Annotated in this window: 9 protein-coding genes and 2 rRNA genes (1 of these 11 cut by a window edge); 7 read left to right on the forward strand and 4 right to left on the reverse strand. The window is 58.1% G+C overall.

Annotated features, from left to right (window positions below; genetic code table 11):
• The 3 genes from I6L40_RS03610 to I6L40_RS03620 form a co-directional block, all read left to right on the forward strand.
• Positions 1 to 2,350 (forward strand): 23S ribosomal RNA (locus tag I6L40_RS03610) (it extends 540 nt beyond the left edge of the window).
• Between the two features lie 81 nt (positions 2,351 to 2,431).
• A 5S ribosomal RNA gene (gene rrf / locus I6L40_RS03615) occupies positions 2,432 to 2,546 on the forward strand.
• Between the two features lie 378 nt (positions 2,547 to 2,924).
• Positions 2,925 to 4,877: a ligand-gated channel protein gene (locus I6L40_RS03620; RefSeq protein WP_071913201.1), complete on the forward strand. Its 1,953-nt coding sequence runs from the start codon at positions 2,925 to 2,927 to the stop codon at positions 4,875 to 4,877.
• 45 nt (positions 4,878 to 4,922) lie between these two features.
• Here I6L40_RS03620 and I6L40_RS03625 read toward each other — a convergent pair whose 3' ends face one another.
• The 3 genes from I6L40_RS03625 to I6L40_RS03635 all read right to left on the reverse strand — a co-directional run bounded on the left by I6L40_RS03625 (position 4,923) and on the right by I6L40_RS03635 (position 8,592).
• Complete coding sequence (locus I6L40_RS03625) at positions 4,923 to 6,335, reverse strand: transporter substrate-binding domain-containing protein (protein WP_071913203.1); 1,413 nt, start codon at positions 6,333 to 6,335, stop codon at positions 4,923 to 4,925.
• A 139-nt stretch (positions 6,336 to 6,474) separates the two neighbouring features.
• Entirely contained in the window at positions 6,475 to 7,836 is a 1,362-nt protein-coding gene (locus I6L40_RS03630) for an ATP-binding protein (RefSeq protein WP_071913205.1), read from the reverse strand.
• A 33-nt stretch (positions 7,837 to 7,869) separates the two neighbouring features.
• Positions 7,870 to 8,592 carry a response regulator gene (locus tag I6L40_RS03635; RefSeq protein WP_041210048.1) on the reverse strand — a complete coding sequence of 241 codons (723 nt, stop codon included), beginning with the start codon at positions 8,590 to 8,592 and terminating at the stop codon, positions 7,870 to 7,872.
• Positions 8,593 to 8,790: 198 nt separating this feature from the next.
• Here I6L40_RS03635 and I6L40_RS03640 point away from each other — a divergent pair, with 198 nt between their 5' ends.
• Positions 8,791 to 9,138: a hypothetical protein gene (locus I6L40_RS03640; RefSeq protein ID WP_216995004.1), complete on the forward strand. Its 348-nt coding sequence runs from the start codon at positions 8,791 to 8,793 to the stop codon at positions 9,136 to 9,138.
• 94 nt (positions 9,139 to 9,232) lie between these two features.
• Here the strand turns inward: I6L40_RS03640 and I6L40_RS03645 are convergent, their stop codons facing one another.
• Positions 9,233 to 10,150 carry a LysR family transcriptional regulator gene (locus tag I6L40_RS03645; protein WP_104015941.1) on the reverse strand — a complete coding sequence of 306 codons (918 nt, stop codon included), beginning with the start codon at positions 10,148 to 10,150 and terminating at the stop codon, positions 9,233 to 9,235.
• A 258-nt stretch (positions 10,151 to 10,408) separates the two neighbouring features.
• Between I6L40_RS03645 and I6L40_RS03650 the strand changes: the two genes are divergently transcribed.
• Genes I6L40_RS03650 through I6L40_RS03660 form a run of 3 tightly spaced genes read left to right on the forward strand, consistent with a single transcriptional unit; the run spans position 10,409 to position 11,889 of the window.
• On the forward strand, positions 10,409 to 10,741 hold the full coding sequence (locus tag I6L40_RS03650; protein WP_041210051.1) for a hypothetical protein: 333 nt from the start codon (positions 10,409 to 10,411) through the stop codon (positions 10,739 to 10,741).
• A gap of 30 nt (positions 10,742 to 10,771) precedes the next feature.
• Positions 10,772 to 11,458, forward strand: a complete 687-nt coding sequence (locus tag I6L40_RS03655) for a pirin family protein (protein WP_041210052.1) — start codon at positions 10,772 to 10,774, stop codon at positions 11,456 to 11,458.
• 38 nt (positions 11,459 to 11,496) lie between these two features.
• A complete protein-coding gene (locus tag I6L40_RS03660) occupies positions 11,497 to 11,889 on the forward strand; it encodes a DoxX family protein (protein WP_216995005.1) in 393 nt (130 codons plus the stop codon).
• Positions 11,890 to 12,128 lie beyond the last annotated feature (239 nt).

Here is a 12,128-nt window from a genome sequence, read left to right on the forward strand (position 1 = left end):
GGTGACTGCGTACCTTTTGTATAATGGGTCAGCGACTTACATTTTGTAGCGAGGTTAACCGTATAGGGGAGCCGTAGGGAAACCGAGTCTTAACTGGGCGTCTAGTTGCAAGGTGTAGACCCGAAACCGGGTGATCTAGCCATGGGCAGGTTGAAGGTTGAGTAACATCAACTGGAGGACCGAACCCACTAACGTTGCAAAGTTAGGGGATGACCTGTGGCTGGGGGTGAAAGGCCAATCAAACTCGGAGATAGCTGGTTCTCCCCGAAAGCTATTTAGGTAGCGCCTCGGACGAATACTACTGGGGGTAGAGCACTGTTTGGGCTAGGGGGTCATCCCGACTTACCAACCCCATGCAAACTCCGAATACCAGTAAGTACTATCCGGGAGACACACGGCGGGTGCTAACGTCCGTCGTGAAGAGGGAAACAACCCAGACCGCCGGCTAAGGTCCCAAAGTTCTGGTTAAGTGGGAAACGATGTGGGAAGGCTCAGACAGCTAGGATGTTGGCTTAGAAGCAGCCATCATTTAAAGAAAGCGTAATAGCTCACTAGTCGAGTCGGCCTGCGCGGAAGATGTAACGGGGCTCAAACCAGGCACCGAAGCCGCGGATTCACACTTATGTGTGAGTGGTAGGGGAGCGTTCTGTAAGTCTGCGAAGGTGTATCGAGAGGTATGCTGGAGATATCAGAAGTGCGAATGCTGACGTAAGTAACGATAAAGGGGGTGAAAAGCCTCCTCGCCGGAAGACCAAGGGTTCCTGTCCAACGTTAATCGGGGCAGGGTGAGTCGACCCCTAAGGCGAGGCCGAAAGGCGTAGTCGATGGGAAGCAGGTTAATATTCCTGCACGACTTGTAATTGCGATGGGGGGACGGAGAAGGCTAGGTGGGCCAGGCGACGGTTGTCCTGGTGAAAGTGCGTAGGCGGTACCTTTAGGTAAATCCGGAGGTGCAACGCTGAGACACGAGACGAACGCACTACGGTGCGGAAGCCATTGATGCCCTGCTTCCAGGAAAAGCCTCTAAGCTTCAGATTACAAGTCATCGTACCCCAAACCGACACAGGTGGTCGGGTAGAGAATACCAAGGCGCTTGAGAGAACTCGGGTGAAGGAACTAGGCAAAATAGTACCGTAACTTCGGGAGAAGGTACGCTCTTGTTGGTGAAGTCCCTTGCGGATGGAGCTGGCGGGAGTCGCAGTGACCAGATGGCTGGGACTGTTTATCAAAAACACAGCACTCTGCAAACACGAAAGTGGACGTATAGGGTGTGACACCTGCCCGGTGCCGGAAGGTTAATTGATGGGGTTAGCGCAAGCGAAGCTCTTGATCGAAGCCCCGGTAAACGGCGGCCGTAACTATAACGGTCCTAAGGTAGCGAAATTCCTTGTCGGGTAAGTTCCGACCTGCACGAATGGTGTAACCATGGCCATGCTGTCTCCACCCGAGACTCAGTGAAATCGAATTCGCCGTGAAGATGCGGTGTACCCGCGGCTAGACGGAAAGACCCCGTGAACCTTTACTACAGCTTGGCACTGAACATTGAACCTACATGTGTAGGATAGGTGGGAGGCTTTGAAGGCGTGACGCCAGTTGCGCTGGAGCCGTCCTTGAAATACCACCCTTGTATGTTTGATGTTCTAACGCAGGCCCATGAATCTGGGCCGCGGACAGTGCCTGGTGGGTAGTTTGACTGGGGCGGTCTCCTCCCAAAGAGTAACGGAGGAGCACGAAGGTTGGCTAATCCTGGTCGGACATCAGGAGGTTAGTGCAATGGCATAAGCCAGCTTAACTGCGAGACGGACAGGTCGAGCAGGTACGAAAGTAGGTCATAGTGATCCGGTGGTTCTGAATGGAAGGGCCATCGCTCAACGGATAAAAGGTACTCCGGGGATAACAGGCTGATACCGCCCAAGAGTTCATATCGACGGCGGTGTTTGGCACCTCGATGTCGGCTCATCACATCCTGGGGCTGAAGTCGGTCCCAAGGGTATGGCTGTTCGCCATTTAAAGTGGTACGCGAGCTGGGTTCAGAACGTCGTGAGACAGTTCGGTCCCTATCTGCCGTGGGCGTTGGATGATTGAAGGGAGTTGCTCCTAGTACGAGAGGACCGGAGTGAACGAACCTCTGGTGTTCGGGTTGTCACGCCAGTGGCACTGCCCGGTAGCTAAGTTCGGAATCGATAACCGCTGAAAGCATCTAAGCGGGAAGCGAGCCCTGAGATGAGTCATCCCTGACCCCTTGAGGGTCCTAAAGGGCCGTTGGAGACCACAACGTTGATAGGTGGGGTGTGTAAGCGCGGCGACGTGTTGAGCTAACCCATACTAATTACCCGTGAGGCTTAACCATACAACACCCAAGAAGTGTTCTAAGGCTTGTAGCAAATACGAACGAATTACTTACGTCAGCTTTCTCAGATTGAAGATTTTGCCTGGCGGCAATAGCGCCGTGGAACCACCTGATCCCATGCCGAACTCAGAAGTGAAACGCGGTAGCGCCGATGGTAGTGTGGCATTCGCCATGCGAGAGTAGGACACTGCCAGGCGCCCAATACAAGAAACCCCGCTCATCGAGCGGGGTTTTTTATTGCCTGAAATCCAGGTATCTGGTCTGTTGTTATCAGCACAGGTTTGCAACCTGCTCCTGCCAATCTCTCCTATAAGTAAACTTATCATTATAAATCATGATGTTATAAACCATCTTGCCTGATGCTTCGCATCTGAGCAGGTTTAACTGTAATTACGCAAATGATAATGATTATTGTTTGATTGATCTTGTCCTGGTCGTTACAATCCAGACCGATTAATAAGTTGCGTTTCAAATAAGCATTTATTAATCACCGTCCCCGGCAGGAGGCCGGGTCTTGTAACGAGTGAAGTAAGGGAATACGCCACTTTCCTACTTGAAACGTTCAGGCCAAATCATGACAACAATACAACCAAGCAAGCTTGCCTTGCTGATCGGTTCTCTTCTCTCTATTCACGCCCTAGCTTCCGAACAGGAAGTGATGGTTGTCACCGCCTCGGGTTTTCAGCAAAAAATCGAGGATTCCGCAGCCTCTATCTCCGTCATTACTCGCGAACAGCTGGAGAAGCGCGCCTATCGCGATGTGACTGACGCCCTGAAGGATGTTCCCGGTGTGGTGGTGACCGGTGGTGGCAGCAGCAGTGATATCAGCATTCGCGGTATGGGTTCGAAATACACTCTGATGCTGGTTGATGGCAAAAAGGTGGATAGCCGTGGTACCCGCCCCAATAGCGATGGACCCGGCATCGAACAGGGCTGGTTACCGCCGCTGCAGGCAATCGAGCGGATTGAGGTCGTGCGTGGCCCCATGTCATCCCGTTATGGCTCCGATGCCATGGGCGGCGTGATTAACGTGATAACCCGCAAGACCACAGGTCTGGCTTGGCAGGGCTCGGTTCATGCTGATTCGACCTTCCAGGAGAACAAAGATGCCGGCAACAGCTTCCAGACCGATGCCTATACCGCAGGTTCATTGATCGATGGTGTGTTGGGGCTGCGCTTCAATGGTCAGCTGGCCCATCGTGGCGAGGATAAGTTTACCCAAGGCTTTGCCGAGCAGGAGACCCGCAGTGGCACGGCCGTGCTCAGCTTCAAGCCCGACGAGCACAACCGCTTCGATCTGGAGGCCAGCCGCAGCTTGCAGGATAGGGATCGCACGGCAGGCAACTCGCTGGATGCCAAGGCGAAGGATAGCCTTAACCGTTATGAGCGCACCAACTATGCGCTGACTCATGATGGTCAGTATGATTTCGGCTCTTCCAGCAGCTATCTGCAGCAGGAGACCAACACCAACCCCGGCCGCAAGATGGAGCTCACCAATACCATCGCCGATACCCACACCCAGTTCATTCTGGGGAATCACTACCTGAGCGTTGGTGGTCAGTATCGCTATGAGGATCTGCATGATCAGGGTAATAACCTGAAAGTGGCCAATCCGGCCACACAATTGACCCGCTGGAGCTGGGCGATGTTTGTCGAGGATGAGTGGTCACTCACTGACAGCTTTGCTCTGACAGGGGGCGCCCGCATGGATCGGGATCAGAATTACGGCTCTCACTGGAGTCCGCGCCTCTACGGTGTCTGGCATCTGAATGAGAGCTGGACCCTGAAAGGAGGCGTATCAACCGGTTACCGCTCCCCAGACTTGCGGATGTCTGCGGCCAACTGGGGTCAGGTCACCGGCGGTGGCAGTCTGGATGGGATGCTGGTCGGCAACCCGGAGCTCAAACCCGAGACCAGCGTGAGTGAAGAGATTGGCCTGCTCTGGAATGGCCATCAGGGCTTCAATGCAGGGGTGACCCTATTCAACACCGACTTCAAGAACAAGATCTCCGAAGTTCGTCGCTGCACCAGCAAGAGCGATCCGGCCTGTACTCTCAATGGTCACAGCTATGACTTCATCAGCGATCGGGTCAACGTCGACAAGGCGAACATGCGTGGCGTCGAGAGCATGATGGATTGGGCGATCAACGACAAGTGGTCGGTCAGTGGCAGCTATACCTTTACCCAGTCCGAGCAGAAGAGTGGCCCGCTGGCGGGTAATGCCCTCAACCAGATGCCACGCCACATGGTCAACGGCAGCGTAGACTGGCAGACCACCGAGGATCTCAACCTCTGGTCGCGGGTCAACTTCCGTGGCGAGACTTCCGAGTACCTGAGCCGGGTCAAGATGGCGGAGGGTACGCCCTCCTATACCTTCTTTGACATGGGGCTGGTCTACAAGGCCAACAAGCATCTCGATCTGACCGCCGGGGTCTACAACCTGTTCGACAAGACGGTGGATTACAGCAGCTATGGCACAGTGCTGGATGGTCGCCGCTACAATCTGGGTGTCACCTACAACTTCTGACAGACATAATGCCTCACGGCCGCCATCATCCGATGGCGGCCGTTTTTATTGGGCATTGATCGGGTAGGCGGTCGCCTGATATGGCGCCGCTTGCCAGGTGTTGCGGCCATTGGCTTTGGCTTGATACATCAGCTGGTCTGCCTGTCGCAGCAGCTGATCGGTGTCGATACTCTCCCCGGCTGAAATCCAGACTGCTCCTGTGCTGATGGAAAGGGTGACTTCACCAAGTGTGGTCTCCAGCCGCTCTTTATTGGCTTCCTGACAGAGGCACGCCGCCCACAACCCGGTCGCCTGCAGGTTATCGCTCGGCAGCAGGACGCAAAACTCCTCACCGCCAATGCGTGCAAACAGACTCTGCTCCGGCAAGATGATGGCTATGCTTTCGGCCAGTTTTTCCAGCAGTTTGTCGCCCACGTTGTGGCCGAATTTATCGTTGGTCTCCTTGAAATGATCCACGTCGAACAGCAGCAGAGCGCAGGGGGGGCCGCTGGTCAGTTGCTGCTCCAGTGACGGGATAAAGGCGCGCCGGTTGAGGAGGCCCGTCAGCGGATCAGTGCTGGCCAGCTTTTCGAGCCGGGCATTGGCGCGGCTCAGCTCTGCCGTGCGATTGGCGACGGCCCGGCGCAGCTGCACGATATAGGCCACCATGATGAGGCCCGCGGCCAGCAGTAGCCAGGGGCCGAGATGGATGGGGTAGACGGTCTCGACATGCATCCATTTGCGGATGATCCGCTCCCTGTCACTCTCCTTTATCCTGGCGAATCCCTCTTCGAGCTTGGCCAGCAGGGCGAGGTCCCCTTTCTTGACGGCAAAGCGGATCTGGTCGGTATAGAGGTGGCGCACCGGAATGAAGCGCGTCGGATCTGCCGAGGTATAGATGTAGAAGTTGGCGACCTGCAGATCGGCGATAAAGGCCTTTATATCGCCCCGAAAGGCAGCAGCCAACAGGGTGTCGTTGTCATCGAAGGTCTGCAGTTTGGTGCCCGGGAAGTAGCGCTTGGCGTAGTACTCTTCATAACCGCCAGCGACGACGCCGACGGTCTCATGGAGCAGGTAGTAGTGGACATCGGTGCCACGCAGCTCGTTGGAGAAGAAGAGCTGGGAGTCGAGCTGGGCGAGGGGGAGGCCATAGTCGAACAGCTTGTCGCGCTCCGGTGACCAGAGCAGACCGGCATGCACATCGGCCTTCCCTTCGTGCAGCAGATCGAGGGAGTGTTGCCAGTCGACCAGCCGGAACTCGATCTTCTGGCCGGTGACGCGAGCATATTCGCGCCAGAGGTCGATCAGCAAGCCATCTGGCTGGCCCGACTCATTGATATAGGAGAAGGGCTGCCACGCCTTGGAGTTGGTGATGACGAGGGGCTTTTCAGGCTCTTTTCCCGAGGCGTGCAGGGCAATAATGAGCAGCAGAAAACCACACCCTGCCCTGAACGCTTGTCCAATCCGAGAAGAAGCCATCCCTGCTCCAATCCATTGCCAGCCACTGTCTGTAGACGCCGATTATTACTGCCTCCAACGAGGAAGAACAAGGGATCTGGCGATGAAGTTTACATGATGGCTGCATTGCCGTAACGAGCAGGACTCATACCGTGACGGCTCACAGCGGCAGGCTGATTCTTGCCTCCAGTCCGCCCTCTGGCCGGTTGAGCAGGGTGAGCTCACCGCCGTGTTGATGTACCAGAGTGCGGGCGATGGAGAGGCCCAGCCCCACGCTGCCGGACTCGGTATTGCGCGCCTCGTCGAGCCGCACGAACGGCTTGAAGACATCCTCCAGTCGAGCCGGATCTATCCCCGGGCCGCGGTCGCAGACCCGGATCAACAGCTCGCTACGGGTGCGTTCCAGCGAGACCTCGGCGCTGCCGGCGTATTTGATGGCGTTGCCGATGAGGTTCTGCAGTACCCGGCGCAGGGTGTTGGCGCGGCAGGCGTAGACCTCTTTCCCTTCCGCCAGGCAGGTAACCGGCTGGCCGGTATCGGCATAGTCATCGCACAGGCTGACCAGCAGGCTGACCAGATCCAGTTCCCGCGTAGCCTCCTGCTGTCCCTCCTCGCGGGCAAAGCTGAGGGTGGCGGCCAGCATCTGCTCCATCTGTTGCAGGGTCTGCTGGATGCGATCCTTGTCCTCGCCATCTGCCAGAAACTCGCTGCGCAGGCGCAGGCTGGTGATGGGGGTGCGCAGATCGTGGGAGATGGCGGCCAACATCCGGGTTCGGTCCTGCACGAAGCGGTCGAGCCGGGTGTGCATCCGGTTGAAGGCCTGAATCGATTCGCGGATCTCGGTCGGCCCCTCCTCTTTCAGGGGCTCGATATCCTCCCCGCGCCCCAGTCGCTCGGCGTTGCCTGCCAGTTGCTTGAGGGGGCGGGTAGCGCGACGAAACAGCAGCACCATCAGCCCGATCACCAGACTGGCGACCAGCATCAGGTTGAAGGTGGTTTGCCATGACCAGCTGCCGGCCTCCTTGTCGACCAGCGAGCTGAACTGCAGCCAGCCACCCTGTGGCAGTTCGATGGATCCGTAGAGCCGCATGTCCCGCGGTGGCGGTGGTCCTTTGCGATCCCGCATCATGCGGGCGTGGTGCTCCCAGGCCTTGCTGCGCTGGGCATCCTCTTTCAGCTCGGCGCTGATCTCGATAGTGAGTGCGGGGGGATAGCCAAGGCGCGAGCGTACCAGCTGCTCGAAGCGGGGGCTGCGGTTGTCGGGCTGCATCGGCTCCCCTTCAATTCGCAGCAGCAGGGTTTCGCTGCGGCTCGCCTTGAGGATCTCGTCGTAGAGCGAGGGGGGAGAGAGGGAGAGCAGCCGCACCACCGAGATGATCCGCTGCATGGCGTTGCGGCTATTGACGAAGCCGAGTGCCTCCTCCCGATCCGAGCGGTAGATCTGGATGCTGAGCAGCTGGATCAGGATCAAGCCCGCCAGCGCCACCAGAATGATCTGGCCGGTCAGCCCCTTGGGCCACATCCGTGCCCATAGCCGTTTCAATGCATTCACCGCTTATACCTGTGTCACATCGGCCGAGAACATATAACCGCCACCCCAGATGGTCTTGATCAGCTCCGGATTCTTGGGATCCCGCTCCAGCTTGCGGCGCAGCCGGCTCACCAGGGTGTCGATGGCGCGATCGAAGGCCACCGCCTCGCGGCCGCGGGCCAGATCCAGCAGTTGATCCCGGCTCAGCACCCGCTGCGGGCGTTCCAGAAACACCTTGAGCAGATCGAATTCGGCGGTGGAGAGGCTCAGGCCCACCCCATCCTCATCGACCAGCTCACGGCGATTGATATCGAGCAGCCAGCGATCGAAGCGCAGATCCCGGGTCAGGGTCTCGGCGGCGGGTTGGTTATCCGCCTGGGTGCGGCGCATCACCGCCTTGATGCGGGCCAGCAACTCGCGCGGGTTGAAGGGTTTGGCCAGATAGTCATCGGCTCCCATCTCCAGCCCTATGATGCGGTCGGTCTCTTCCCCCATGGCGGTGAGCATGATGATGGGCAGGCTCGATTTGGCGCGCAGTTCGCGGCAGAGGGTCAGACCATCCTCGCCCGGCATCATCAGATCCAGTACCAGCAGATCGAACTCCCGCTCCTCCAGCAGCCGTTTCATCTCCTTGCCATCCCGGGCGCAGCTGACCCGCAGGCCGTGCTGTTCCAGAAAGCGCTTCAAGAGATCGCGGATCTCGCTGTGGTCGTCGACCACCAGAATGTGGGTGCTGCCCTGATTCATGAATACCTCCCCTGCTTGGCGTTGGCACGAGTATACGAAAATACGCTGCGCGGTTTGTGTCAAAGTGTGCCAGATCCGCCTGATGCCACACTCTGCTACAAAAAAGGGCGATGCTGGCAAAGTTCAGACACCGGTCGGGTGTTTACTTGAGGGCAAGGCGAGAGAGCCGAACCCGAATCATCCGACAGGAGATAGACCATGAAAAAGCTGACCAAAACTCTGATGACCGCCACCCTGATCCTTGGCCTGCCGATCGGTGCCTATGCAGCCACGCAAACTGCCCCGGCTCCCGAGCCCGGTGCCATGGTGGATTGCCCGATGGATGGCGGCATGATGGGCGGCAAACACCACGGTGGCCGTCACGACAAGATGGCGCGCATGAAGGATATGACGCCGGAACAGATCGAAGCCAACCTGAAGCAACGCTATGATCGCATTCAGGATCCGGCCAAAAAAGCAGAGTTCATCAAGAGCCTCAACGAGCGTGCCGACGGCATGACCAAACACGCAGAGGCGATGAAGAAGTTTGCCGAAGCGAACCAGTAAGCCATACCTGACAAGGTGTGCCGAAGATGAGAGAGGGGGAGCATGTTGCTCCCCCTCTTTTTTGTCATGGCGAATGGCGCTGGCAAAACGACGCTTATTCACTGCCGCTGTTTTGAAACAGCTTTGGGATTTCCCGCACCAGCCAGCTCTTGGCCTTGCCCATGGTATCGCGGCGCCAGGCCAGCACCACCTGCAGCTGATGGCGGTACTCGGGGCTGATCACCTTGAGCCGACCGGCCTTGATGTCCTCCTCAATCCAGCTCTGCGGCATGGTGCCGATGCCTAGCCCGGCCAGCAGGGCGTCGCGCTTCTCCGCCATGGTGCTGACGGTGAGGCGCGGCTGTTTGTCGAGCAGGCGGTAGGTGAGCACCGGCTTGCGCAGGGCGGTATCGGCGACGGCGATGGCGCGATAGCGGCGCAGGGTCTCGTCGGCGAGGGGCTCCGGCTCCTGATGGAGAGGGTGGTCGGGGTGGGCGACATAGAGCATCACCTCCTCTTTCAGCACCTGATGCTTGATGCCGGTCATCACGATATCCGGGTTGAGGGAGGAGATAAGCAGGTCAGCGCGGCCATCTTCCAGACACTCCCAGCTGCCTGCCAGCACTTCGGCGCGCAGTCTGAGCCGGGTATCGGTCTGCTCGGCCAGCCGATCTACCAGCGGGTAGAGCGCCTGCAAGGGCACCAGCGCATCGACGGCGATGGTGATGTCGGTTTCCCAGCCGCGGGCCAGCGCCCGGGTTTCGCCCACCAGATGCTCGGCTGCCTCCAGCAGCACCCGCCCGCGCTCCAGCAGCATGCGCCCCGCCGGGGTGAACTTGGTGCGGTGGCCGCTACGGTCGAACAGCATGGCATCCAGTTCATCTTCCAGCTTTTGCACCGTGTAGCTCAATGCCGAGGGTACCTTGCCCAGCTCGTCGGCCGCCGCCGCGAAGCTGCCACGGCGGTCGATGGCATCCAGCACCCGGATTGCCTCCAGGGTGAGTGCGCGTTCCTTGTTCGACTCCTTGGCCATTTTTCACCTTCAATTTTTTTGAATATGTTCGCCAGATTATCTCGCTAACAAGTTAAGCCAAGCACCTTTAATATTCAATCATCGCTTAGGCAGGAACGTCTGGCGGCCAAATATGCGGGAAGTTCCGCACTGTGACAGGCCAAATTGGCATGTCTGATGTCGGTGAAAGAACAACACACTATTTGAATGACCTCTTGCATGGATGCATTGATTCTGGCCGAGCTGGCCTTGGCAATGACATATAAAACAAGAGAGTGAATGAACATGAAAAACGTAATCAAGATGCTGGCCGTTGCAGGCCTGATGACCACAGGTTTCGCCCACGCCGCCGTACCGGCTGACTTCAACGCCACCCCGGGTGTGCTGTTTGTGAAGTGGCACTCCACCGCAGCGCTGGATGGCAAAGCCAACCCGATGCTGGAAGTGCGCGACGAGTCTGGCGATCTGCTGGCATCGGTCCACGCCAACCTGATGGGTACCCAGCAGGTGAAGATCCCGGGTCGTACCCAGGGCAACCTGACTGTCAGCCTGGCTGGCGAGAGCAGCGAGTATCGCATTCCGTTCGGTCTCGGCGGTGGCAAAGATCGCTAAACCGAACCCCGGATAGATGAGGAGCACACCATGATGAAATTGAGAGCCGCAGAGGCGCGAGGCAAGGCCAACTTCGGCTGGCTGGACGCACGCCACAGTTTCTCCTTCGGTCACTACTATGACCCGGAGTGGATGGGACACTCGGTGCTGCGGGTGATCAATCAGGATCTGGTTGCGCCGGGTGGCGGATTCGCCACCCATCCTCACGCCAATATGGAGATCCTCACTTGCGTGCTGCAAGGCACCATAGAGCACAAGGACAGCCTCGGCCATGTCGAGCAGATCCCGGCAGGGGATTTCCAGCTGATGAGCGCAGGCAGCGGGATCCGTCACAGCGAGTACAACCCCTCGCAGACGGAACCCCTCTCCCTGTTGCAGATCTGGATCGAGCCGAATGAAGTCGGCACGCCACCCGGATATCAGCAGAAGAAGATCGAGTCCAGACCGGGTATGACGCTGGTGGCGTCACCGGATGGCGAGGCGGGATCCTTCGTGATCCGCCAGCAGGCCCGCGTATGGCGGCTGGAACTGGCCCCGGGCGAAACGCTCGACTGGGCACTGGCTGGCCGACATGGCTACCTGCAGATGATTTCAGGGGAGCTGACCGCCAATGGTCTGGCTGCCCGACCTGGCGACGGGGTACTCAGTCGTGATGAATACCGGTGGGAGTTGGTTGCGACAAGTGCCACTCAGGCCCTGTTATTTGACCTGCCCTGATTGGTCAGTGGCGATACGAGATAGACGAGGAAAGTGAAATGGACAAGATGAAAGATGTAGCGCTGCTGGCGGGTCGTGTACTGCTGGCACTGATGTTCGTGATAGCTGGCTGGGGCAAGATCGGTGGCTACGCCGGCACCCAGGGCTATATGGAAGCGATGGGGGTGCCGGGTTTTATCCTGCCGCTGGTGATCCTGCTTGAGCTGGGTGGTGGCCTCGCCATCATGCTGGGTCTCTTTACCCGCAGCCTGTCGGTGCTGATGGCCGGTTTCACCCTGATGGCCGCCTTTATTTTCCACTACCAGCCTGCCGAACAGATGCAGATGCTGATGTTTATGAAGAACGTCTCCGTCGCCGGTGGTTTCCTGGCGCTGGCGGCGGTCGGAGCTGGGGCTTTCAGTGTGGATGCCCGTCTCGGCAAAAACTGGTAACAGCCAGTCAGTTTGAGTTTTCCAATGCCTTTTGGCCGGTGTCCTGCACCGGCTTTTTTCTGTCTGCGTTTTCCGGGGCGGTGAGGCAGCGGCACAAATCTGCGGCCCCCCTCATGGTTCGGCGGTTTGCCCACCAGCTGGCCACAAGTGCCTTTTGCATCTTATCCCCCGATCCCCGACAATTCCCTCTCTTGTGAAGTGACGGAAATGGCTCGCCTTTTCCCTCGCCCCCTCTCATC

This window comes from Aeromonas sp. FDAARGOS 1410, from assembly GCF_019048745.1.
Taxonomy (GTDB): domain Bacteria; phylum Pseudomonadota; class Gammaproteobacteria; order Enterobacterales; family Aeromonadaceae; genus Aeromonas; species Aeromonas jandaei.

Coding starts and splice junctions, on each gene's coding strand:
- I6L40_RS03620 (WP_071913201.1), top strand. CDS start 2,925: ATGACAACAATACAACCAAGCAAGCTTGCCTTGCTGATCGGTTCTCTT.
- I6L40_RS03625 (WP_071913203.1), bottom strand. CDS start 6,335: ATGGCTTCTTCTCGGATTGGACAAGCGTTCAGGGCAGGGTGTGGTTTT.
- I6L40_RS03630 (WP_071913205.1), bottom strand. CDS start 7,836: ATGTGGCCCAAGGGGCTGACCGGCCAGATCATTCTGGTGGCGCTGGCG.
- I6L40_RS03635 (WP_041210048.1), bottom strand. CDS start 8,592: ATGAATCAGGGCAGCACCCACATTCTGGTGGTCGACGACCACAGCGAG.
- I6L40_RS03640 (WP_216995004.1), top strand. CDS start 8,791: ATGAAAAAGCTGACCAAAACTCTGATGACCGCCACCCTGATCCTTGGC.
- I6L40_RS03645 (WP_104015941.1), bottom strand. CDS start 10,150: ATGGCCAAGGAGTCGAACAAGGAACGCGCACTCACCCTGGAGGCAATC.
- I6L40_RS03650 (WP_041210051.1), top strand. CDS start 10,409: ATGAACATGAAAAACGTAATCAAGATGCTGGCCGTTGCAGGCCTGATG.
- I6L40_RS03655 (WP_041210052.1), top strand. CDS start 10,772: ATGATGAAATTGAGAGCCGCAGAGGCGCGAGGCAAGGCCAACTTCGGC.
- I6L40_RS03660 (WP_216995005.1), top strand. CDS start 11,497: ATGGACAAGATGAAAGATGTAGCGCTGCTGGCGGGTCGTGTACTGCTG.